The following is a 20,701-nucleotide window of genomic DNA, read 5'->3' as shown; positions in this document are numbered from 1 at the left end:
GTTCACGGCAGCCGGTAATCGGCTATTCGGCTACCCGGCGACGTGTGGAGCGATCTCGCTCGCGATGAACTCGAGGTGGTCGAGGTCTGACAAGTCGAGCACTTGAAGGTACAGCCGTTCGACGCCCTGCTGCTTCAGCCAGCCGATGCGGTCGATGACCTCAGCTGCCGTACCGGCCACGCCGTGCTCTCTCAGCTCTGCGGGTTCGCGGCCGATCGCGCCGGCGCGGCGAGTGAACTCCGCCTCGTCGGCACCGGTGGCGACCACGAGCGCGGCCGAGTAGATGAGGCTGGCAGGGTCGCGCTCGAGCGTCTCGCACGCTGCGCGCACTCGCCCGAACTGCGGCGCGATGGTCTCGAACTCGGGGAACGCCTGGTTGTACTCCGTGGCGAAGCGGGCGGCGAGTTTGGGCGTGCGACTCGGTCCGTTGCCGCCGACGATGACGGGCACGGGGCTCTGCACCGGTTTGGGCAGCGCCGGCGAGTCGATGAGCGTGTAGTTCTCACCGCTGAAGCTGTACTTCTCACCCGGCGGTGTCGACCAGAGACCGGTCACGATCTCGAGCTGCTCTTCGAGCATGCCGAACCGCTTTTCAGGAAAAGGGATGCCGTAGGCCTCATGCTCTGCCTTGAACCAGCCGGTGCCGAGCCCGAGTTCGGCTCGGCCGCCCGACATCTGGTCGACCTGGGCAACCTGAATGGCCAGGATGCCCGGAACACGATAGGTGACGCTCGAGACGAGCGTGCCGAGCTTGATGCGGCTCGTTTCGCGGGCGAGCCCGGCGAGGCTCGTCCAGGCGTCGGTGGGGCCGGGCAGGCCTTCGCCGCCCATGGCGAGGTAGTGGTCGGAGCGGAAGAAGGCGTCGAAGCCGAGGCGTTCGGTGGCCTGCGCAACCGCGAGAAGATCGTCGTAACTGGCGCCCTGCTGGGGCTCTGTGAAGATGCGCAACTGCATGACTTCAGCCTGACACACTTCGACGGGCGGTCGTGTGGGGTTGCCGGGAGCTGTGCAGATGTGGGAAGTCGAGTGGATTGTGGATAATTCAGCCGTCGCGCAGCCGCACCCGGTGCCACGTGGTGGGTGCGGGCCCGAATCCCACGCGCATCCGGTCGTGGTTCGACGGCTTGGCTTGGTCGTAGAGCACGGTGACCGCCCCCTGCGCCTGGGCGACGGTGAAGGTCATCGCCCCCGAACGCGGAATGAGGCTGCGCGAGACGCCGTCGGTCGCGGTGAAGGAGATGATGGTCACCGTCTTGGTGAGGCGCGAAATCAGGCCAGCCGACAGTGGAGGGGCGACAGTGATGGCCTGGCCTCGTGTTCTTGTGCCGTTGTGGCTCAGCCAGTTCTCGGTCATGCGGCGATGCGCATAGACGGCGAGAACCAGTATCGCCGCGAAAACGGCGATCGCGAGAATGAACAAAGGCATGATCACTCAGAATATGGGATACTTGCGGCAACACGGGAGTCCGGTGAGCCGGGCTGAGAGGAAGGTTCTCAACCTTCGACCGTCTAACCTGATCTGGATCATGCCAGCGCAGGGAGCAGACACTCTCGAGCCGTCGTTATTGGTGCGCGGCCGAATGGATGCTCTGCAGGCCCCGCACCGATCGCGACGTCTCACAACCCGTGCCCTAATAAATTCGTCTAACGAAAGGGCACGAACAGTGCAAACAACAACCGCATCACTCAAGGTCGCATCCGGGGTCGCGACAGGCCGCTTCCGCTGGCGCGTCGTCGATATCGTCGTCGCGAGCGTCGTCGGCGTCGCCTCCGGGCTCATCTTCTGGGCGTGGGGGCAGGCGTGGAATCCGCTCAGCGCACCCCTCGAAGCGCTCGCTCCCGGGCTCGGGGCGCTGCTCGGCGGCGGGTGGCTCTTCGCCGGCGTGCTCGGCGGGCTAATCATCCGCAAGCCCGGCGCAGCCCTCTATACCGAGGTGCTCGCCGCCGTCGTGTCGATGCTGGTCGGAACCCAGTGGGGCATTCTGACCCTGCTCTCGGGGGTCGTGCAGGGCATCGGTGCCGAGGTGGTCTTCGCGCTGTTCCTCTACGTGAACTACCGCCTGTACGTCGCGCTGCTCGCCGGCGCCGGGGCGGGCCTGGCGCTCGCCATCAACGATCTGCTGGTGTCGTACCCGGGATCGGACACGCCGTTCATCATCATCTACACCGTGTCGTCGATCATCTCGGGCATCGTTCTGGCCGGTCTGCTGTCGTGGCTGGCCGTGAAGGGTCTCGCTCGCACGGGGGCGCTCTCACGGTTCGCGGCGGGGCGGGAATCCGCGGTGCGGGTCTAACCCGTGGCGCCAGGCGGAGGCCGGGCATCCGGTGCCGGCGGCGGCGCCGACGTCAGCGCGCGCGGATGGGGGTGGCGGCACGCCGGGCGAGCGGCGTGGGCCGTTCGTGAGCTCGACCTCGAGATCGGGGCGGGCGAGCGCGTGCTGCTGCTCGGGGCTTCGGGGGCCGGCAAGTCGACCCTGATCTCGGCGCTCGCCGGGGTGCTCGGCGGCGCCGACGAGGGCGAAGACGAAGGCTCGCTGCTGGTCGGCGGGGGCCGGCCCGAGGATGCCCGGGGCAGGGTCGGATTGTTGCTGCAAGATCCGGACTCCCAAGTAATGCTCGCGCGGGTCGGCGACGACGTCGCCTTCGGCTGCGAGAACCTCGGTGTGCCTCGCGACGAGATCTGGCGGCGGGTCGGTGACGCGCTGGAGGCGGTCGGGCTGTACCTGCCGCACGAGCATCCGACATCGGAGCTGTCGGGCGGGCAGAAACAGCGCCTCGCGCTCGCCGGGGTGCTCGCCATGCGCCCGCAATTGCTGCTGCTCGACGAGCCGACCGCCAACCTCGACCCGCAGGGAGTTGTGGAGGTGCGCGACTCTGTCGCGCGGGTGCTGCAGCATTCGGAGGCGACGTTTGTCGTCATCGAGCACCGGGTCGAGATCTGGCGGCATCTGGTGAATCGGGTGATCGTGCTCGCGCCGGGCGGGGGAGTGCTCGCCGACGGCGCGCCGGATGACGTGCTTCGCGCCCGTGGGGCCGAGCTGGCGGCGTCGGGGGTGTGGGTTCCGGAGTACCCGCCCGCGCGTCCGGTGCGCGCCCTCGGTGAGACAGCTGCGCCGAGGAGAGGTCGCTACAACGACCTCAATACGGCGCACGTGACTCACGAGACGGGTGCGACACGAGGCGCCGATGCGTCGGGCGCCGTACTGCTGCGCGCCACCGACCTCGCCGTGGCGCGTGCGAAAGGGCGGCCGGTCGCCCGCGACCTCAGCCTCGACGTTGTCGCGGGCAACGCTACTGCGGTGACAGGGGCGAACGGATCGGGCAAATCGACCCTCGCCTTGACGCTCGCCGGGCTACTGTCGCCGGCGGGCGGCACCCTGCAGGCGAGCCCGGCGTTTGCTGCAGGCGCGGGTACGCAGCCGATTCGCTGGCGCTCCCGACAGCTGCTCAGCCGCATCGGAACCGTCTTTCAAGACCCGGAACACCAGTTTCTCGCCGCCACCGTGCGGGCCGAGCTGGCTGTGGGTCCGCGGGCGCTCAAGGTTGCGCAGCGCCAGATCGACGAGCGCGTCGACGAGCTGCTCGAGCGCTTGCGGCTCACCCGACTCGCCGCCGCGAACCCCTTCACGCTCTCGGGCGGTGAGAAGCGCCGGCTCTCTGTCGCGACCGTTCTCGCCACGCGGCCGCAGCTGCTCGTGCTCGATGAGCCGACGTTCGGGCAAGACTCCCGAACCTGGGCCGAACTCCTCGCCCTGCTCGCCGAACTGCTCGACGACGGTACGGCCGTGGTTGCTGTCACCCACGACTCTGACTTCGTCGACGCGCTTGCCGACCGCGAGTTCCGGATGCCCGTTGCAGCCGATGCTCCTTCTCTCTCTGCCGCGCGGCTCACGCCGGCTGCCACGGCGGCGCCCGAGGGTGGAGGGGCATGAGCATCCTGACCCCGCATCGCGGCACGCAGGCGGTGTACTCCATCAACCCGGTCGCCAAGATCGGTGCGGCATTCGTGCTGAGCCTGACGCTGCTGCTTTCGATCGACTGGGTGTCGGCGTCGGTCGCGCTGGTGCTGGAGGGCATCCTTTTCTTCTGGGCCGGGCTGACGCCGAAGGTGTTCTTTCTGCGCACGCTTCCGGTCTGGATCGCCGCGCCGCTCGCCGGCCTGACGACCGTTCTGTACGGCCGGCCGTCGGGTCAGACCTACGCCCAGTTCTGGCTCGTGCACGTCACCGACGGATCGATCGAACTCGGCGTTGCGACAATGCTGCGGGTGCTGGCGATCGGGCTGCCTGCCATCGTGCTGTTCGTCACCGTCGATCCGACCGACCTCGCAGACGGGCTCGCGCAGGTGCTGCATCTGCCGAGCCGGTTCGTGCTCGGCGGGCTGGCGGGGTTGCGTCTCGTGGGGCTGTTTCTCGACGATTGGCGCTCGCTGAAACTCGCGCGGCGGGCGCGCGGAGTCGGAGACTCGGGGCGCATCCGCCGGTTCTTGAGCCTGGGGTTCGCTCTACTGGTGCTGTCGATCAGGCGCGGCAGCAAGCTCGCCACGGCCATGGAGGCGCGCGGATTCGGCGCCCCGGGGCGCCGAACGTATGCCCGCGAGTCGACGTTCGGCTGGCGCGAGACGCTGCTGATCGTCATCGCGGCGGCCGTTGCGCTGACGGCGGTCGCGGTGTCGGTGTCGACGGGGCACTGGAACTTCATCGGCGGCTAAGGTGCGCGCGGTGGCCGCTGAAACAGAGGAGATTTCGAAAGCGTGCCGCGAATACGGCGGCACTGGTGCGGAATCGCCTCCGTTTTCGCACGCGCTGCTGCCGCTGGCAGCGCTGGCCGCGACCCGCCACCGCGGTACCACGGTGTGGGGCGCGAGCGCCAGCCGCGGGCATCCGGATGCCCGTGTCGGCCGGTCGCGCTACGGTGGAGTCATGACAGACTCAGCTTCCACCCCCGCCACGTACACCGTCGAATACGCCGACGGCCCCCTCAAGGGCCAGATTGACGAGCGCATTCTCATCGGCGGCGACTACGACAAGACCTTTGGCGTCATCGCCCTCGTCGACGGAATCGAGTCGAACTTCGAATACACCGCCGTCTCGACCCGTGAACTGAACGGACAGCTGCACGTCAGCTACTCGTTCGAGGCCCAAGAGAGCGATCCCTTTGTCAGCGGAGACGACACCGACCTCGGCGAGGCGCTCGTCTGAGCCGTCAGCCTGAGCTCTGAGCCCTCAGCGTGAGCCCTGAACCTGAGCTCTCAGCCCTCAGCGTGAGCCCTGAATCTGATCTCTGAGCCCGGGGGCGTTTCGCCTGCCTGCACGCGCAGTTCGGTGTAACTGCCCCTGCTCGAGCGGGCGCGTTTGTACCGAACTGCGCGAGGTTTCAGCCTGCGGGCGTGGCGGGCCCGCTCGACGCAGGCGTGGCCGAGGGGGTCGGCGTACCTGCCGGTGACGTGGCCGGCCCACTCGGTGCGGGGGCATCGCTCGACCCGGTTCGGGAGTCGACGAACGACTGGATGACCGGAATCGGGTTGGTGAGCCGCCACAACGGTCCCGGGTCGGAGAGCGCGTTGCTGAGCTTGAGGGCGACGGTCAGCGGGCCGCCGGGAAGATCGAACGTCACGGTGCCGGCCGAGGTTCCGCCGAGAGCTGTGGTGACGGGTGCCGCCGCCACAGTGTGCGTGACGGGCGTGGTTGCCCAGAGCATCCGCGAGTCGCCGGCGATCGCCACGCCGTCGGCCGATTGGCCCCAGGCAGTGGTGTAGTGCACGAACACGTCGCCGGCCGTCACGACGGTGGTGGGTTTGAGGTTCGTCGCGGCGCTCGTCAGCAGCGTGGTCATGTCGCCGTTGAGTGTGTCGTAGTCGGGCTCGCGCAGCATCGCTCCGTAGAGGGTCACGGTGGTTCCGGCGACGGACACGTCGGCTTTGTACAAGAAGCACAGGCCCGCCTGGTCGGTATAGCTCAGCGAGAGCCCGGTCACCCCTTTGTCGGGCAGGTAGATTGCCAGGTTGTTCACGTAGCGCCCGCCGTTCACAGTGGCCGCTGGTTGAGCGATGATCTCGCTGATGACGGGGTTGGCGAACGCCAGCTGAGCGATGCGGGTGAGATCGGATGCCGTGCCCTCGGAATTGCTCGAAAGCCCCGTCGCGTCGACGACTGTCGTGCCACTGAATCCGTTCTTCGTGAGCCATGCGTTCGCGGCCTCGACGTACGCGTCGGTGGAGCCGAACGCCCACGCGGCGAGCGCGTCGGCGTGGTTGTTGCTCGAGCCCATCAGCATGGCCTGCAGCATGTCGCGCTGGGTCCACGTTTCGCCGGCGATGAACGACACGGCGCGGGCGCTCTGCGAGATATAAGTGATGTAGTCGGCGTAGTCGGCGGGCGTGATGACGATCGACTCGCCCTGCTGGCCCGACTGCATCGGCTTGGCGTCGAGCACCACGAGGGCGGTGATGACCTTGGCGGTGCCGCCCAGCGGCACCGGATCGGTGATGCCGGCGGTTGCCAGAACTCCGGTCGCGCCGTCGGCGGTGATGCCGCTGGCACCCGTCTCGGGCAGCGTCGGCAGAGGCGGGGGAGTGAGGGTGCCGGTCGCATCGACCACGGTCGCCGTGGCGGTCGGCAGCGGGCCGACGAGGGTCACCGGGCCGTACAGGCCGATTCCGAGGATGACCAGCGCACCTACTCCGATGAAGATACCGCGCCGGATTCGTCGTGCAACGGTCGAGGCCATGGGTTCAGGCTAAGCGGCTCTGCGTTCGCTCGCCGCCTCGCCCCGCCGTTCGTAACCGACCCGTAACCCGTCACCCGTCACGCCGTCACGGCCGCGGGGTCGAGCCTGTCATGACCGCCCGTCATCAGCGCCCGACGCTCAGGCCCAGCCGAGCTCGTGCAGGCGGGCGTCGTCGATGCCGTAGAAGTGGCCGATCTCGTGCACGAGGGTGGTGTGGATCTCATCGCGCAGCTCGGCCTCGTCGGCGCAGATCGTCAGCAGCGGTTCACGGAACAGCACGATGCGGTCGGGCAGCTCGCCGAAGCCGTAATCGTCGCGCTCGGTCAAGGCGACTCCCTCGTACAGGCCGAGCGTGTCGAGGGTTCCGTTCTCGGGTCTGTCTTCGACCACGAACACCACGTTGTCGAGCCCGTCGACCATCTCGTCGGGCAGCAGGTCGAGTTCGGCCACCACCAGTGCTTCGAACGCCTCGGCGTCGACCTCGAGCATCCGGAACCTCCTGACCAATACACCGCCACGCCAGCCCTCAGGGTACCGCGCCAGATAAAACGAATGGCCCGGTGTATACCGGGCCATTCGTTTTCTTTAGTAACGCTTGTTACTAGCACAGACGAATGGCCCGGTGTATACCGGGCCATTCGTTTTCTTTAGTAACGCTTGTTACTAACACGGGGTGAGTAACGGGGCTCGAACCCGCGGCCTCCTAGACCACAACCAGGCGCTCTGCCAACTGAGCTATACCCACCAGGCGCCCCACCGAAGCGGGGCTGCGGCCCCGCGTTAACGAGGCAACTCGACGATTCTATTACAGCTTTGCGTCGAATTCGTTCACGACCGCTGCCGCGATGTCTTTCAGCTCGGCCGACGGCGGCCCGGGGGGCGCCACGAAGATGGCCTTGCGGTAGTACTCGAGCTCGCGGATCGACTCCAGAATGTCGGCCAGCGCCCGGTGCCCGCCGTCTTTCGCGGGAGCGTGAAAGTAGATGGGCGGAAACCAGCGGCGTGCCAGCTCTTTGATCGACGAGACGTCGACGCTGCGGTAGTGCAGGTGAGCATCCACTCGCGGCATGTACTTGGCGAGGAACATGCGGTCGGTGCCGATGGTGTTGCCGGCCAGCGGCGCCTTGAGCTCGTTCGGCACGAACTTCAGGATGTACTCCAGCACCTCGAACTCGGCCTCGGCCAGGCTGACGCCGTTCGGAATGAGCTTGTCGAGCCCCGACGTGGCATGCATGTTGCGCACGAAGTCGTTCATGTGCTCGAGGGCAGAGTCGTCGGGTTTGATGACGATCGTGAAACCGGGGTCGAGCAGGTTGAGCTCGAAGTCGGTGACGACCACCGCGACCTCGACGAGTTCGTCGACGCTGAGGTCGAGGCCGGTCATTTCACAGTCGATCCAGACCAAACGGTCTGTTGATGCACTCATGCTCCGAGTCTATCGGCGGGCTCCGACGGCCGCGTCGGCGAGCGGATGCCCGGGTGGGCCTGCGCGCGATCGGCGAGCCGAGCATCCACTCGCCGAGGCCGAGCGGATGCCCCGGTGGGCCTGCGCGCGACCGTGGAGCCGGGCATCCACTCGCCGAGGCCGAGGTGCTTCGGTCGGAGCTCAGCGACCATGCGGGCAATACGTGCCCACGGCGGCTATTCTCCGACGTAACTCCCGAGCCACGTCAGGGACAGGCCAGGGACAGGCCAGGGCTACGCCGCGGGCCGCTGCCCGATACGCACGGTGTTGCCCGACGGGTCGCGGAAGGCGCAGTCTTTCGGCCCCCAGGGCTGCTGGATCGGCTCTTGCAGCACCTCGGCTCCGGATGCCCGCACCTTCTCGAAGGTGGCGTCGACGTCGTCGGTGGTGAACACCAGAATCGGCAGCGATCCCTTGGTGAGCAGCTCTTGCAGGGCATCCCCGTCGGCCTGCGAGCGGCCGGCATGCGGTTCGGAGAGTACAAGCTGCAGCTCTGATGGATCGTTGCTGCCGATGGTCAGCCAGCGATATTCGCCGTTCGATACGTCGTTCACCACCGTAAAACCGAGGGCGTCGCGGTAGAACCCGAGCGATTCGTCGACATCGTTGACGGTTACCTGGCAGTACTGGAGTCGAATTGTCATGACTCCAACGCTAGATCGCGGGGCTGGGCAGCTGCTTCTTCGATTCTGCTCGATCGGTCGAGGCCGGCTTCTCATCGGCCGAACGGGGCAGTGCCGAACTGACGGGCGCGACGACCGATGACGGCGACGTCGATGACGATGACGATGACGATGACGATGACGATGACAACCTGGGCGTGCGCGCGGAACGCAGGCTGCTCGGCCGCGTGCGCAGCATCGCCTCGCGGGTCGGCATGGCGCGAACCGCGTCGTGCTCGCGCAATCGGTAGGCGCTTGGCGTCTCGCCGTTGAGTTCGGTAAAGCGCGAACTGAACGACCCGAGCGAGGTACAGCCGACCGTCATGCACGCCTCCGTGACGCTCATTCCCGCGCGCAGCAGGGCCATCGCTCGCTCGATACGACGGGTCATGAGGTATCCGTACGGCGTCTCACCATAGGCCGCCTTGAACTGCCGCGAGAAGTGCGCGGGCGACATCAGGGCGCGCGCAGCCATCGTCGGCACGTCGAGTGCCTTGGCGTAGTCGCGGTCGATGAGATCACGCGCTCGCCGCAGATGCGCCAGATTCTCGAGCTCCTGCGGAGTCATGCCCCGAGGCTACCACCGGCCATGCAGACTGGAGGCATGGCCAAGAGCGAGTATGCGGGTACGCAGCGGGCGAGCGTCGGCGAGTGGATGCACGGGCTGGGCGAGACGCGCGGCGACCCGGGCGGAGGGGCGGCGGCGGGGGTGATGCTCGCGATAACGGCGGCGCTCACAGCGATGATCGCGGGGTACACGCACGCAGACACGGGCTCCGCCCTCGCCGACGAACGCGACGCCGTGCTCGAGCGCGCTCACGAGTTGCGGGTGGCGGCGCTGCGGCTGGCCGATGACGACGCAGTGGCCTCGCGCGAGTTCGGCGGAGCGTTCCGGCTGCCGAAGGGCGACGAGCGCGACCGGGCGATTCGGCACGGATCCGTCGACGGCGCACGGTCGTCGGCCGCGCTCGGTGAACGGGCGATCGGGGCGGTGGATGATCTGCAGTGGCTCGCGCAGAACGGCAATCCGGCACTCATCGCCGACCTCGCCGTGGCATGCGGAGCCCTGCGCGCGGCGCTCACGGCGGCCCGCACGAACCTCAGCTTCGACCTGGCGGCCCTGACCGCCTCGGGGGAGTCGCTCGAGCAGGTGCGCCTCGAGCATCCGGTGCTCTGGGGCACCGTACCCCGCTTCGACGACGCCATCGCGCGCATCGACGGCATCACCGCCGCCATCGATGCCCGTGCGGCTCCCACCGACTGACGGCTGCCCGGAGACGACGCGGCGAGCAGTGGCGCGCCTGTGCGGCAGCCGGCCGAACCGCGGCCGAACCGCGGCCGAACCACGCGGAGCCTAGAGGGTCACGTTCTGACCGGCCGCCAGGCCGACGATCGTCCAGACGATGAGACTGACGATGGGGGCCAGCACTGCGATGATCATGGCGACGATACCGAACCGCCGACCGCGGTTCTGAATCGTTGCGACGAGCCCTTGGATGAGCGCCCACAGGCCGAAGGCTGATCCGAGCACCATCTGCACTCCGAAGGCGAACTGGTTGGGCTGGGCATTGAAGCCGGTTTTCGGGCCGGCGTTGGAGCCACCGGTGGTGACGCTCGTGTAGTGGTAGATCGTCGTGCCGAACAGACCGATGAGAACCGACGCGATGACGGATGCGATGAGCACACAGACGGCAATAGTCAGGGCCACCCGGCCGAGCTTCGGTGAACGCCGCGGGGCGGGTGTGAGTACGGGCGCATAAAGGGGTGGTGTCGATGGCGGAGGAGTGATGGCAAATGCTGGAGGTGCGACCGATGCGGTCGGAGAAGCTGCCGACTCGAACGGCTGCGCCGCGGATGGTTCGTCTGTCACGTTTTGTGCCCCCTTGCTGCTCGGGCGGGACGCGTCATCGACGTCGGCCGCGACCCCCCGCTTGTTCACTCGATGTTAGCGGTTGCGGTGCCGCGGCACGACCGATGATGGTACTCCTACTCCCAGTATCGCGGGGGCCCTCGCTGTGGCCGCCGCAACGAGGGAGAGTGGATGCACACCGGCACGGTTTCGCCCGCGCCGCCACTTCTCGTCGAAAGAATTTCACATGACCACAACGCTCCTGCCCGGCGGCACTTTCACTGCAGCGCCCGATCTCACCCTCACGCGCATGGGATACGGTGCGATGCAACTCGCCGGGCCGCACGTCTTCGGGCCGCCGGCCGATCGTGACGAGGCGCTCGCCGTGCTGCGTGAGGTGGTCGAACTCGGCATCACGCACATCGACACGAGCGACTTCTACGGGCCATTCGTGACGAACGAGTTCATCAAAGAGGCGCTGCATCCGTACCCCGCCGAGTTGCGGCTCGTCACCAAGGTCGGGTCGCTGCGCGACGCCGAAGGCAACTGGCCCAAGGCGCTGTCGCGCGACGAACTGCGCCAGGCGGTGCACGACAACCTCACCCGCCTCGGGCTCGACACGCTCGACGTCGTCAATCTGCGGGTCGGCGGCTTCGACAGCCCGACCCCGGGGTCGCTCGCGGCGCCGTTCGAAGTGCTCGCCGAACTGCAGAGCGAAGGCCTCATCAAGCACCTCGGTGTGAGCACCGTGACCATGGAGCAGGTCGCCGAGGCCCGGTCGATCGCCCCGGTGGTCGAGGTGCAGAACTTCTACAACATCGCCAACCGGCAGGATGATCGGCTGATCGACGTGCTCGCCGAAGAAGGCATCGCGTATGTGCCGTACTTTCCGCTGGGCGGGTTCTCGCCGCTGCAGTCCGACACGCTGGCCGGCGTCGCGAACCGGCTCGGCGCGACACGCATGTCCGTTGCGCTGGCCTGGCTGCTGCAGCGCTCGCCGAACATCCTGCTCATCCCGGGAACGTCGTCGGTCGCACACCTGCGCGAGAACGTCGCCGGTGCAGCCCTTGAGCTATCGGCCGACGATGTGGCCGAACTCGACTCGATCGGGGCCTGATCGGGGCTTGAAAAAGGATCGGAGCTTGAAAAAAAGTCTGCCGTCAGCTGTCGATTGCCGCTGAGCTCTGCGTCATGGTTCCGAAGCGAGAAATTCCCGCCTTCGATACCATCAGCCCACGACCTCAGTAAGGAAACTCCGATGGAATACATGATTCTGATCGCCGAAACCGTCGCCCACGAGCAGTACACCCCCGGAACCGCGGAATTCGAGCAGTACATGGGCGCGTGGATGGCCTACAACCAGTCGCTCATGGACGGCGGCAACTTCATCGGCGGCGGCCGTCTGCAGCCGGGTGACACCGCCACGACCATCCGCCGCTCGGGTGGCGCCGACACTCTCATCGACGGGCCGTTCGCCGAGTCGAAAGAACAGCTCGGCGGGTACTATCTCATCTCCGCGACCGACCTCGATGAAGCGTTACGGCTCGCGGCAGCGATGCCGATCGACGACGCGGCCCTCGAAGTGCGCCCCCTCGCCTTCCGGTCCGAGTCGCTCTGAGTCATGCGTGACTGACGTTCCAGAGGCCGTCACCCGCCTCGCCCGCGAGCAGAGCGGGCGTGTACTCGCGCTGCTCGCGGCCCGGTTCGGCGACCTCGATCTCGCAGACGAGGCAGTTCAGGATGCCCTGCTCGCCGCGAGCGGATGGAAGCACGTTCCCGACAATCCACCGGCGTGGCTCTACACCGTCGCGCGCAACAACGCCATCGACCGCCTGCGCCGCGCCGCCGCAGAACGCCGGCGCCTGCTCGCCGCCGCGCCCGACCTCACGGGGCGAGTCTCGTTCGCCGAGCCTGAGCACGCCGCCCTCGAGGAGGAGCCGATGATCGTCGAACACTCCGAGGTCGGCGACGAGCAGCTTCGTCTCATGCTGCTCTGCTGCCATCCTGCCCTCGATCGCGACACCCAGGTCGCGCTCACGCTGCGCCTGGTCGGTGGCCTGAGCACTCCCGAGATCGCGGCGGCCTTCCTGCTGCCCGAAGCCACACTGGCGCAGCGCATCGTGCGAGCCAAACGCAAGGTCCGTGACGCGGGCATTCCGCTGAGCATCCCGCAGCGACTGGATGATCGTGTGCAAGCACTTCTCACGGTGCTCTACCTCGTGTTCAACGAGGGTTACCTCGCGCGCGGCGGAGCCCCGGGCATCCGCATCGACCTCGTCGACGAAGCGATACGACTCACTCGCCAGGCGGCCGAGCTGCTGCCGGATTCGGCCGAGGTCGAGGGGCTGCTGGCTCTCGAACTCTTCACGCACGCGCGCAGCGAGGCGCGCTTCGTAGCCGGCGAGCTCGTGCTTCTCGATGCTCAAGATCGAAGCCGGTGGGATGCCCGGCTCATCGCCTCGGGTGACGCCGTTCTGGCTCGGGCGCTGCGGCGCATGACTCCGGGGCCGTTTCAACTGCAGGCGATCATTGCGGCGTATCACGCGAAGGCGCGCAGTTCGGTCGAGACCCACTGGCGCGCCATCGTGCGCGTTTACGATCAGCTGGTGGTGATGATGCCCTCGGCTGTGGTCGAGCTGAACCGCGCGGTCGCGGTGTCGATGGTGGAGGGGCCCGAAGCGGGTCTGCGTCTGATCGATGCGATTAACGGCCTCGACGCGTATTACCTCTACTGGGCCGTGCGCGGCGAGTTGCTGAGCCGTTCGGGTCGGACCGCCGACGCCATCCTCGCTGTGCAACGTGCTCTCACTCTGGCGACCAACCCGGCCGAACAGCAGCACCTGCGAGGGCGTCTCGCGGCGCTCGGTGACGCGTGAAGCCGTGAAGCCGCGAAGGCGTGATCTGCGTTCTTGTCTTCGTGGTGATCAGCGAAGTGGCTCGCCCGGCACGACGAGCACGATCTTGCCGCTGCGCGGTGAGTGCGCGGCAACCGCGGCATGCGCCTCAGCAGCCTGTTCGAAGGGCAGAACGCGCTCGATGCGAACGTGAAAGCGCCCCTGGGTCGCGAGCGCCGCGGCGGTCGCCAGCCCGTGACGGCCGTCGGCTTCGCCGCCGATCTCTCCGACCGACACGCGCACGCCGAGAGAGGGGCCGGTGAAGTCCGAAAGGGTCACGACTGCGTCGGGCGAACCGGTGAGCGCAATCAGTTCGGGCAGCGCGTCTGCGCCCGATACGTGCAGCGCACGGTCGATCGTGCCCGGCTGCGCTGAAGCCGCGGGCGCAGCCGCAGCATCCGCATCGGCAGCGCCGAGCAGCGTCGCCACCCGGGCGGGTAGCCCCGGCCCGTAGGTCAGCGCTTCGGCGCCGAGTGAGGCGAGATACGACTGGTTGGCCGGGCTGGCCGTGCCGATGACCCGCGCGCCCCGCGCCAGAGCGAGTTGCACGGCGGCACTTCCGACGCCGCCGGCGGCGCCGTCGATCAGCAGAGTCGTGCCCTCGGCAATGCCGAGCAGATCGAGCGCGCGCGCGGCCGTCTCGATGCTGCTGCCGGATGCCCCGGCCTGCGCCCACGGCAGCGCAGCAGGTTTTTTCGCCCAGAACGACAGCACGGCGAATTCGGCGCTCGCGCCGCCCAGTTTCGCGATGTCGACCGATCCGAACACCTCGTCGCCGAGTGCTACCCCTTGGACGCCGGGCCCGATTTCGTCGACGACTCCGGCGGCGTCCATTCCGGGAATGTGGGGGAGGGTCAATCGTGAGGCCGACGGCGACCGGCCCGAACGAATCGACAGATCGACCGGGGCGACGCCCGCCGCTCGCACGGCGATGCGCACCTGACCGGCCTCGGCGTGCGGCTGCGCAGCACGACCCGCCGTGAGCACCTCGGGCGGCCCGAATTCGGCGTACTGAACAGCGAACATCGAGTCGGCGGCGCCAGGTTCGGCATCGATCGCGGCCGCGGCGACAGTTGAGTCGGCATTGACCGCGGCCTGGTCGGCGTCAGCGCCGACCGCGCCAGCGCCCAGCCCCTGCTCGCTCACTTCTGACCGCCCAGCCACTGCAGCGCCGCGACGGTGAGCGCAGACACACCGGCGTCGAGCGTGGGTTGCGGCACCGGGGCGAAGAACGGGGAGTGGTTCGCCGGGATGTCACGCTCGACCGTGCCGGCCGCCGCGGCGGCGCCGTAGACACGGGCATCCGTACCCCCGAGCAGCCAGAACACCAGCGGTGCGCCGACGGCCGTCGCGAGCAGGCTGACATCCTCGCTTCCGGTCACCGGGCCGGGGTCGATGACGCGCTGCGCGCCGAACGCGTGCTGAAAGGCGCCGAAGACCCGGGCGCTCGCGTCGATGTCGTTCACCAGCACCGGAAAGGTGTCGACGGCAATGATCTGCGGCTCGCGTTCGGCGCCAGAAGCAGCGGACTCGGCGTGGATGATGCGGTGCACGGCGGCGACGACCCGATCGCGAACGCCCGCGTCGAGGCTGCGGATGGCGACGCCGAACGTCGCCTCGTCGGGAATGATGTTGTTCTTGCTGCCCGCGTGTATCTGGCCCACGGTGAGCACTGCCGTCTCGCCGCCGGCCACCTCGCGCGAGACAACGGTCTGCAGGCGCAGAATGGTTGCTGCGGCCATCACGATCGGGTCGATGGTCGTTTCGGGCCGCGAGCCGTGGCCGCCGCGCCCGAACATACGCACGTCGAACGCGTCGGTCGCAGCGAACGCAGGGCCGGCGTGCAGTCCGAGCACCCCGGCATACATCGGTGCCACGTGTTGCCCGAGCACCACATCGGGCACCGGAACGCGCTCGAACAGGCCGTCGTCGACCATCGCCTGTGCTCCCGCGCCCAATTCTTCGGCCGGCTGGAACACCACCTCGAGCGTTCCCGACCACGCGTCGCGCGCAGTCGAGAGCACCTCGGCCGCGCCGAGCAGACAGGTCACGTGCACGTCGTGCCCGCAGGCGTGCATGACGGGCTGCTCGATGCCGGCCGGGTCGAGACCTCGCGCCGTGCTGGCGTACTCGAGCCCGGTCTGCTCGAGCACCGGCAGAGCATCCATGTCGGCGCGGAGCAGCACGGTGGGCCCGTTGCCGTTGCGCAACAGACCGACGACCCCAGTGGTGCCGACCCCCTCGATGACCTCGAAGCCCAGCTCGGCGAGGCGTGCGGCCACGATTCCGGCCGTGCGGTTTTCGTGGAACGAGAGCTCCGGATGCTCGTGCAGGTCTTTGTACAGCGCCACGAGCGGGGCGGTCACAGCGGTCAGGTCGTCGAGCACCGAAGTCATAGTGCTCACCCTATCGACGTCTGCTTTCCGTCAGCCGAGACGGCGTCGAGCTGCGCCATGAGGTCGTCGCTGAGCGTGATGTCGCCGATGGCAGCGTTTTGCTCGAGGTGCGCGATGCTACTCGTTCCGGCGATGAGCAGGGTGTTCGGGGCGTGCTGCAACATCCAGGCGAGCCCGACCTGGCTCGGCGTGACCCCGAGCTGCTGCGCAGCCGCGAGAACTGCCGGCTGCTCGACGACCTTGGGGCGACCCGGAAAGGCGGAACCGAGCGGAAAGAACGGTGCCCAGGCGATGTCGTTCGCGCGGCAGAGGTCGAGCATCCGTTCACCCGAGCGCTCGACGAGACTGTAGCTGTTCTGCACGCACGCGATGCCCGCAGGGAGGGCCTGTTGCAGCTGCTCGAGGCTCACGTTGCTCAGACCGAACGCGCCGATCAGGCCTTCGTCGCGCAGGGCCGCCAGTTCGGCCAGTTGGTCGTCGAGGTCGACGACCTGGTCGCCGGTGGCGATGATGCCGGGCTGGGCATCTGCTCGCCGCAGGTTGACGACGGCGATGCGGTCGCGGCCCAGGCTCCTCAGGTTGGCCTCGATCGAGGCGCGCAGCTCTTGCGGTTTCTGAGCGGCAACAAGCGGAACCGGGGCGTCGACGCGGTTTGCGCCGACCTTGCTGACGATGACGACCTCATCGGAGTCGCCGAATGCTCTGCGGATCAAGTCGTTCGCGGTGCCGTGCCCGTAGAACTCGGCCGTGTCGATGTGCGTGATGCCGAGCTCGACCACGCGGTGCAGAAGCGCAATGGCGTCGTCGGCGTCGACCGGCGGCAGGCCTGGGCGCTCGACCAGTTGCATCGCGCCGTACCCGATACGGGCGACCGGATGCCCGGCGAGCAGCCATTCGCCTCCGGGTCTGTTGGCGGCTTTACTGGGTGTCGTCATGACGCGCCTTTCTCGTCGTACTACGCTGATCAGTACCGGAGGAACCTCCGTATTGCCGACACTAGCAGAAACGGAGGTTCCTCCGATACATGGATGAAGCGACTTCTCAGCCGACACGCGTGCGTGCGGATGCCCAGCGCAACCGCGAACGGCTCATCGAGGCGGCTCGGCGGGCGCTGTCGGCGGCCCCTGGCGGTGAAGCCTCGGCGGGGGCGAACGGCGTAACCGGCGCCGCGGGCGTCACGGGCGTCAGCGCGGCAGCGGGAGCCGCGCCTGGCGCCGCTTCTGGCGCCGTTGCCCCCGTCTCGCTCGAGGCGATCGCGCGCGATGCCGGCGTCGGCATCGGCACCCTGTACCGGCACTTTCCCACCCGCGACGCCCTCGTCGAGGCCGTCTACCGCACCGAACTCGAGACCGTGCTCGCCCGTGGCGCAGAGCTGCTGGCGAGCACCGAACCTGCAGAGGCCCTGCGGCAGTGGATGCTCGCCTATGCCGACTTCGTCTCGACCAAGCGCGGCATGGCCGAGAGCCTGCGCAGCCTGCTGCAGACCGGGGCCATCACGTCGTCGCAGACTCGTGCGCGGGTCACCGAGACCATCGCGGCGTTGCTCGACGCCGGCGCTCGCGCCGGCACCCTGCGACCGGATGTTCGCGCCGACGACGTCGCGGCGAGCCTCGTCGGAGTGTTTCTGGCCACCCCCCACCCCGGCCAGCGCCCCCAGGCCGACCGCATGCTCGCCCTCCTGCTCGCGGGCATCCGCGCCCCCGCCGTCGAGCATGCATCATGAGCAATAGTTGCTAAATAGTTCTTATTGTATATAGTCTCTACCCATGGCAGAATCAGCGGCTCGCATCATTCGAAGCGCTCGTGAACGTTCGGCATTGAGTCAACGAGATCTCGGAATTCTGGCCGGCATTCCGCAGAGTGCGATCAGCGCTTACGAGAGCGGGCGAAAGCAGCCCTCGTTTCAGGCTCTCACCAGAATTGTCGGCTCTGCCGGATTCTCCCTTTCTATCGTGTTGAACCCGACCGAAGCCACCGTCCTTCCAGGATTTTCTGGGCCAGCCGGCCGAAAAGTGCAGCGACAACGTCAAGAATTTCGAGAGCTCCTTGCGCAGCGCAATCTTGAGCGTCCAGAGATTTTCGGCAGCATAGCGAGAGGCGACGATCGCCCCGATAGTGATCTTGACGTGCTGGTAGACGTGCCCGACGGAGTTGGCCTGTTCGCTCTGGCGGCAGTGAAACGCGAGTCCGAAGATCTTCTCGGCGTGCCGGTCGACCTTGTGCCTCGTGCCGGGTTGAAGTCGATGATCGCGGAGACAATAGCCCGCGACCTCGTTCCTCTGTGAGCCGTCCCGACATCGAACGAACACAGGCGAGGGGTCAGGCGCCGACGTAGGCCGCCAGGTGAGTGCCGGTGAGGGTGGAGCGGGCGGCGACGAGGTCGGCGGGGGTGCCCTCGAAGACGATGCGACCGCCATCGTGGCCGGCGCCGGGGCCGAGGTCGATGATCCAGTCGGCGTGGGCCATCACCGCCTGGTGGTGCTCGACGACGATGACCGACTTGCCGGCGTCGACCAGACGGTCGAGCAGGGCGAGCAGCTGTTCGACGTCGGCGAGATGCAGGCCCGTGGTGGGCTCGTCGAGAATGTAGATTCCGCCCTTCTCCGAGAGGTGCGTGGCGAGCTTCAGCCGCTGGCGCTCCCCGCCAGACAGGGTATTGAGGGGCTGGCCGAGGCTGAGGTAGCCGAGTCCGACATCGACGAGGCGGCTCAGAATGGCGTGCGCGGCCGGCAGCCGCGCGTCGCCTGAGCCGAAGAAGCTCTCGGCATCCGTCACCGACATCGCCAGCACCTCGCTGATGTTGCGACCGCCGAGCCGATATTCGAGAACGGAGGCCTGGAACCGCTTGCCTTCGCACACCTCGCAGGTGGTCGCCACACCCGCCATCATTCCGAGGTCGGTGAAGATCACCCCGGCACCGTTGCAATTGGGGCAGGCGCCCTCGGAATTCGCGCTGAACAAGCCGGGCTTCACCCCGTTGGCCTTAGCGAACGCGGTGCGGATCGGGTCGAGCATCCCGGTGTAAGTCGCCGGGTTGCTGCGTCTCGAGCCGCGGATGGCGCCCTGGTCGATCGAGACGACTCCGGATGCATCGGGGATCGACCCGTGCAGCAGAGAGCTCTTGCCCGAGCCGGCGACTCCGGTCACGACGACCAGAACGCCGAGCGGAATGTCGACGTCGACGTTCTGCAGGTTGTGCGAGGTGGCTCCGCGAATCTCGAAGGCACCGTTCGGTGTGCGAAGGTCTGCCTTGAGAGCGGCCCGGTCATCCAGGTGCCGCCCGGTGAGAGTGTCGCTGGCGCGCAGATCGTCGAGCGTTCCTTCGAAACAGACCGAGCCGCCGGCTGACCCGGCACCGGGGCCGAGGTCGATCACGTGGTCGGCGATCGCGATCATCTCGGGCTTGTGCTCGACCACAAGAACGGTGTTGCCCTTGTCGCGCAGCCGCAGCAGCAGCTCGTTCATGCGCTGAATGTCGTGCGGATGCAGCCCGATGCTCGGCTCGTCGAAGACGTACGTCACGTCAGTGAGCGACGACCCGAGGTGCCGAATGATCTTGGTGCGCTGCGCCTCGCCGCCCGAGAGGGTGCCCGACGGGCGGTCGAGCGAGAGGTACCCCAGCCCGATCTCGACGAACGAGTCGAGGGTCTGCTGCAGCGCCCCCAGCAGGGGAGCGACCGACGGCTCCGAGAGACCGCGCACCCACTCGGCCAGGTCGCTGATCTGCATGGCGCAGGCCTCAGCGATGTTCAGCCCGTCGATGCGCGACGACCGCGCTCCCTCGCTCAACCGGGTGCCGCCGCACTCGGGGCAGGTGGTGAACGTGACGGCGCGGTCGACGAAGGCGCGAATGTGCGGCTGCATCGCCTCGCGGTCTTTGGAGAGAAACGACTTCTGCACCTTTGGAATCAGGCCCTCGTAGGTCATGTTGATGTCGCCGACCTTGACCTTCGTCGGCTCGTGCCGCAGAAAGTCGTCGAGTTCGCGCTTCGTATAGTCACGGATGGGCTTGTCGGGGTCGAGAAACCCCGATCCGGTGAAGATGCGCACACCCCAGCCGTCGGCGGTGTACCCGGGAATGGTCAGCGCACCTTCGTTCAGCGACTTGGAGTCGTCGTAGAGCTGGGTGAGATCGATGTCGTTCACGCTGCCCATGCCTTCGCAGCGCGGGCACATGCCACCCGTGATGCTGAAGCTGCGGCGCTCTTTCGTGGTCGAGCCGCCGCGCTCGATGGTGACGGCGCCCGCCCCCGAGATCGAGGCGACGTTGAACGAGTAGGCCTGCGGCGACCCGATGTGCGGCTCGCCGAGCCGGGAGTACAGGATGCGCAGCATCGCATTCACGTCGGTCGCCGTTCCGATGGTCGAGCGCGCGTTCGCACCCATGCGCTCCTGATCGACGATGATCGCGGTGGTGAGACCCTCGAGCACGTCGACGTCGGGGCGGGCCAGCGTCGGCATGAAACCCTGAACGAAGGCGCTGTACGTCTCGTTGATCATCCGTTGCGACTCGGCGGCGATGGTGCCGAAGACGAGCGAGCTCTTGCCCGATCCCGAGACGCCGGTGAAGACCGTGAGACGCCGCTTCGGGATCTCGACGCTCACGTTCTTGAGGTTGTTCGCCCGCGCACCCTGCACGCGGATGAGGTCGTGGCTGTCGGCGGCATGCGGCGTCTGGGAGTTCATGCCGATCAGCCTATTGCGCG

22 protein-coding genes, 1 tRNA gene, 1 pseudogene and 1 riboswitch are annotated in these 20,701 nt (G+C 67.5%); of the genes and pseudogenes, 10 read left to right on the top strand and 14 right to left on the bottom strand.

The features are described 5' to 3' along the window. Positions 1–30: 30 nt before the first annotated feature. Both LQ955_RS09480 and LQ955_RS09475 read right to left on the bottom strand, forming a co-directional pair. Positions 31–954: an LLM class F420-dependent oxidoreductase gene (locus LQ955_RS09480; protein ID WP_231027908.1), complete on the bottom strand. Its 924-nt coding sequence runs from the start codon at positions 952–954 to the stop codon at positions 31–33. Positions 955–1,042: 88 nt separating this feature from the next. Then, positions 1,043–1,426, bottom strand: a complete 384-nt coding sequence (locus tag LQ955_RS09475; protein ID WP_231027907.1) for a hypothetical protein — start codon at positions 1,424–1,426, stop codon at positions 1,043–1,045. A gap of 22 nt (positions 1,427–1,448) precedes the next feature. Beyond that, positions 1,449–1,558: riboswitch (TPP riboswitch) on the top strand. Between the two features lie 106 nt (positions 1,559–1,664). Here LQ955_RS09475 and LQ955_RS09470 point away from each other — a divergent pair. From LQ955_RS09470 to LQ955_RS09455, 4 genes are read left to right on the top strand one after another with little or no spacing between them, the layout of a single operon-like run. Next, on the top strand, positions 1,665–2,294 hold the full coding sequence (locus LQ955_RS09470; RefSeq protein WP_231027906.1) for an ECF transporter S component: 630 nt from the start codon (positions 1,665–1,667) through the stop codon (positions 2,292–2,294). A 3-nt stretch (positions 2,295–2,297) separates the two neighbouring features. After that, positions 2,298–3,932 (top strand): ABC transporter ATP-binding protein, encoded by a 1,635-nt coding sequence (locus LQ955_RS09465; RefSeq protein WP_231027905.1) that lies wholly within the window; start codon positions 2,298–2,300, stop codon positions 3,930–3,932. After that, positions 3,929–4,711, top strand: coding sequence for an energy-coupling factor transporter transmembrane component T family protein (locus LQ955_RS09460; RefSeq protein ID WP_231027904.1), 783 nt, complete (start codon positions 3,929–3,931; stop codon positions 4,709–4,711). Before LQ955_RS09465 ends, LQ955_RS09460 begins: the two co-directional genes overlap by 4 nt. Before the next feature lie 10 nt (positions 4,712–4,721). Beyond that, positions 4,722–5,201 (top strand): hypothetical protein, encoded by a 480-nt coding sequence (locus LQ955_RS09455; protein ID WP_231027903.1) that lies wholly within the window; start codon positions 4,722–4,724, stop codon positions 5,199–5,201. Between the two features lie 175 nt (positions 5,202–5,376). Here the strand turns inward: LQ955_RS09455 and LQ955_RS09450 are convergent, their stop codons facing one another. The 7 genes and pseudogenes from LQ955_RS09450 to LQ955_RS09420 form a co-directional block, all read right to left on the bottom strand. Beyond that, complete coding sequence (locus tag LQ955_RS09450; RefSeq protein ID WP_231027902.1) at positions 5,377–6,729, bottom strand: D-alanyl-D-alanine carboxypeptidase family protein; 1,353 nt, start codon at positions 6,727–6,729, stop codon at positions 5,377–5,379. A 138-nt stretch (positions 6,730–6,867) separates the two neighbouring features. Further along, a complete protein-coding gene (locus LQ955_RS09445) occupies positions 6,868–7,218 on the bottom strand; it encodes a metallopeptidase family protein (protein WP_231027901.1) in 351 nt (116 codons plus the stop codon). A 183-nt stretch (positions 7,219–7,401) separates the two neighbouring features. Beyond that, positions 7,402–7,474 (bottom strand) — tRNA-His (locus LQ955_RS09440). A 60-nt stretch (positions 7,475–7,534) separates the two neighbouring features. Further along, the gene (orn, locus tag LQ955_RS09435; protein ID WP_231027900.1) at positions 7,535–8,155 is read right to left on the bottom strand and encodes an oligoribonuclease; all 621 of its coding nucleotides are present in this window, start codon (positions 8,153–8,155) and stop codon (positions 7,535–7,537) included. After that, a complete protein-coding gene (locus LQ955_RS09430; protein WP_231027899.1) occupies positions 8,152–8,346 on the bottom strand; it encodes a hypothetical protein in 195 nt (64 codons plus the stop codon). The genes orn and LQ955_RS09430 overlap by 4 nt, the downstream gene beginning before the upstream one ends. 81 nt (positions 8,347–8,427) lie before the next feature. Beyond that, complete coding sequence (locus LQ955_RS09425; RefSeq protein WP_231027898.1) at positions 8,428–8,838, bottom strand: VOC family protein; 411 nt, start codon at positions 8,836–8,838, stop codon at positions 8,428–8,430. Positions 8,839–9,022: 184 nt separating this feature from the next. After that, positions 9,023–9,424: pseudogene (locus tag LQ955_RS09420) on the bottom strand (helix-turn-helix transcriptional regulator); the annotation flags it as partial. A 36-nt stretch (positions 9,425–9,460) separates the two neighbouring features. Here LQ955_RS09420 and LQ955_RS09415 point away from each other — a divergent pair. Next, on the top strand, positions 9,461–10,120 hold the full coding sequence (locus tag LQ955_RS09415) for a cyclodeaminase/cyclohydrolase family protein (RefSeq protein ID WP_231027897.1): 660 nt from the start codon (positions 9,461–9,463) through the stop codon (positions 10,118–10,120). 90 nt (positions 10,121–10,210) lie between these two features. Here the strand turns inward: LQ955_RS09415 and LQ955_RS09410 are convergent, their stop codons facing one another. After that, positions 10,211–10,564 carry a hypothetical protein gene (locus tag LQ955_RS09410; protein ID WP_231027896.1) on the bottom strand — a complete coding sequence of 118 codons (354 nt, stop codon included), beginning with the start codon at positions 10,562–10,564 and terminating at the stop codon, positions 10,211–10,213. Between the two features lie 388 nt (positions 10,565–10,952). Between LQ955_RS09410 and LQ955_RS09405 the strand changes: the two genes are divergently transcribed. The 3 genes from LQ955_RS09405 (at position 10,953) to LQ955_RS09395 (ending at position 13,581) form a co-directional block, all read left to right on the top strand. After that, complete coding sequence (locus LQ955_RS09405) at positions 10,953–11,822, top strand: oxidoreductase (protein ID WP_231027895.1); 870 nt, start codon at positions 10,953–10,955, stop codon at positions 11,820–11,822. A gap of 141 nt (positions 11,823–11,963) precedes the next feature. Continuing rightward, positions 11,964–12,323 (top strand): YciI family protein, encoded by a 360-nt coding sequence (locus LQ955_RS09400; RefSeq protein WP_231027894.1) that lies wholly within the window; start codon positions 11,964–11,966, stop codon positions 12,321–12,323. Between the two features lie 7 nt (positions 12,324–12,330). Next, positions 12,331–13,581 (top strand): RNA polymerase sigma factor, encoded by a 1,251-nt coding sequence (locus tag LQ955_RS09395; RefSeq protein WP_231027893.1) that lies wholly within the window; start codon positions 12,331–12,333, stop codon positions 13,579–13,581. A 48-nt stretch (positions 13,582–13,629) separates the two neighbouring features. On the opposite strand, the gene LQ955_RS09390 is transcribed toward LQ955_RS09395, so the two are convergent. Genes LQ955_RS09390 through LQ955_RS09380 form a run of 3 tightly spaced genes read right to left on the bottom strand, consistent with a single transcriptional unit; the run spans position 13,630 to position 16,930 of the window. Beyond that, a complete protein-coding gene (locus tag LQ955_RS09390) occupies positions 13,630–14,745 on the bottom strand; it encodes an NADP-dependent oxidoreductase (protein ID WP_231027892.1) in 1,116 nt (371 codons plus the stop codon). Beyond that, positions 14,742–15,995 (bottom strand): amidohydrolase, encoded by a 1,254-nt coding sequence (locus LQ955_RS09385; RefSeq protein WP_231027891.1) that lies wholly within the window; start codon positions 15,993–15,995, stop codon positions 14,742–14,744. Before LQ955_RS09385 ends, LQ955_RS09390 begins: the two co-directional genes overlap by 4 nt. Before the next feature lie 5 nt (positions 15,996–16,000). After that, a complete protein-coding gene (locus LQ955_RS09380; RefSeq protein ID WP_231027890.1) occupies positions 16,001–16,930 on the bottom strand; it encodes an aldo/keto reductase in 930 nt (309 codons plus the stop codon). 89 nt (positions 16,931–17,019) lie between these two features. Here LQ955_RS09380 and LQ955_RS09375 point away from each other — a divergent pair, with 89 nt between their 5' ends. Continuing rightward, positions 17,020–17,718 (top strand): TetR/AcrR family transcriptional regulator, encoded by a 699-nt coding sequence (locus LQ955_RS09375; protein WP_231027889.1) that lies wholly within the window; start codon positions 17,020–17,022, stop codon positions 17,716–17,718. A 43-nt stretch (positions 17,719–17,761) separates the two neighbouring features. Next, positions 17,762–18,280 (top strand): XRE family transcriptional regulator, encoded by a 519-nt coding sequence (locus LQ955_RS09370; RefSeq protein WP_231027888.1) that lies wholly within the window; start codon positions 17,762–17,764, stop codon positions 18,278–18,280. A 34-nt stretch (positions 18,281–18,314) separates the two neighbouring features. Here the strand turns inward: LQ955_RS09370 and LQ955_RS09365 are convergent, their stop codons facing one another. Then, complete coding sequence (locus LQ955_RS09365) at positions 18,315–20,681, bottom strand: ATP-binding cassette domain-containing protein (RefSeq protein WP_231027887.1); 2,367 nt, start codon at positions 20,679–20,681, stop codon at positions 18,315–18,317. Between the last annotated feature and the right edge of the window lie 20 nt (positions 20,682–20,701).

The sequence above is a fragment of the Subtercola endophyticus genome (assembly GCF_021044565.1).
Taxonomy (GTDB): Bacteria; Actinomycetota; Actinomycetes; order Actinomycetales; family Microbacteriaceae; genus Subtercola; species Subtercola endophyticus.
The sequence above is the reverse complement of the archived record's forward strand: the minus strand, read 5'-3'. Positions and strand labels throughout refer to the sequence as shown.

Bases quoted from the DNA above. Each gene is read 5' to 3' on its own strand.
- LQ955_RS09425 (WP_231027898.1), bottom strand. From the start codon at position 8,838: ATGACAATTCGACTCCAGTACTGCCAGGTAACCGTCAACGATGTCGAC.
- LQ955_RS09405 (WP_231027895.1), top strand. From the start codon at position 10,953: ATGACCACAACGCTCCTGCCCGGCGGCACTTTCACTGCAGCGCCCGAT.
- LQ955_RS09370 (WP_231027888.1), top strand. From the start codon at position 17,762: ATGGCAGAATCAGCGGCTCGCATCATTCGAAGCGCTCGTGAACGTTCG.
- LQ955_RS09385 (WP_231027891.1), bottom strand. From the start codon at position 15,995: ATGACTTCGGTGCTCGACGACCTGACCGCTGTGACCGCCCCGCTCGTG.
- LQ955_RS09400 (WP_231027894.1), top strand. From the start codon at position 11,964: ATGGAATACATGATTCTGATCGCCGAAACCGTCGCCCACGAGCAGTAC.
- LQ955_RS09415 (WP_231027897.1), top strand. From the start codon at position 9,461: ATGGCCAAGAGCGAGTATGCGGGTACGCAGCGGGCGAGCGTCGGCGAG.
- LQ955_RS09365 (WP_231027887.1), bottom strand. From the start codon at position 20,681: ATGAACTCCCAGACGCCGCATGCCGCCGACAGCCACGACCTCATCCGC.
- LQ955_RS09475 (WP_231027907.1), bottom strand. From the start codon at position 1,426: ATGCCTTTGTTCATTCTCGCGATCGCCGTTTTCGCGGCGATACTGGTT.
- LQ955_RS09480 (WP_231027908.1), bottom strand. From the start codon at position 954: ATGCAGTTGCGCATCTTCACAGAGCCCCAGCAGGGCGCCAGTTACGAC.
- LQ955_RS09460 (WP_231027904.1), top strand. From the start codon at position 3,929: ATGAGCATCCTGACCCCGCATCGCGGCACGCAGGCGGTGTACTCCATC.
- LQ955_RS09380 (WP_231027890.1), bottom strand. From the start codon at position 16,930: ATGACGACACCCAGTAAAGCCGCCAACAGACCCGGAGGCGAATGGCTG.
- LQ955_RS09450 (WP_231027902.1), bottom strand. From the start codon at position 6,729: ATGGCCTCGACCGTTGCACGACGAATCCGGCGCGGTATCTTCATCGGA.
- LQ955_RS09430 (WP_231027899.1), bottom strand. From the start codon at position 8,346: ATGGTCGCTGAGCTCCGACCGAAGCACCTCGGCCTCGGCGAGTGGATG.
- LQ955_RS09375 (WP_231027889.1), top strand. From the start codon at position 17,020: ATGGATGAAGCGACTTCTCAGCCGACACGCGTGCGTGCGGATGCCCAG.
- orn (WP_231027900.1), bottom strand. From the start codon at position 8,155: ATGAGTGCATCAACAGACCGTTTGGTCTGGATCGACTGTGAAATGACC.
- LQ955_RS09445 (WP_231027901.1), bottom strand. From the start codon at position 7,218: ATGCTCGAGGTCGACGCCGAGGCGTTCGAAGCACTGGTGGTGGCCGAA.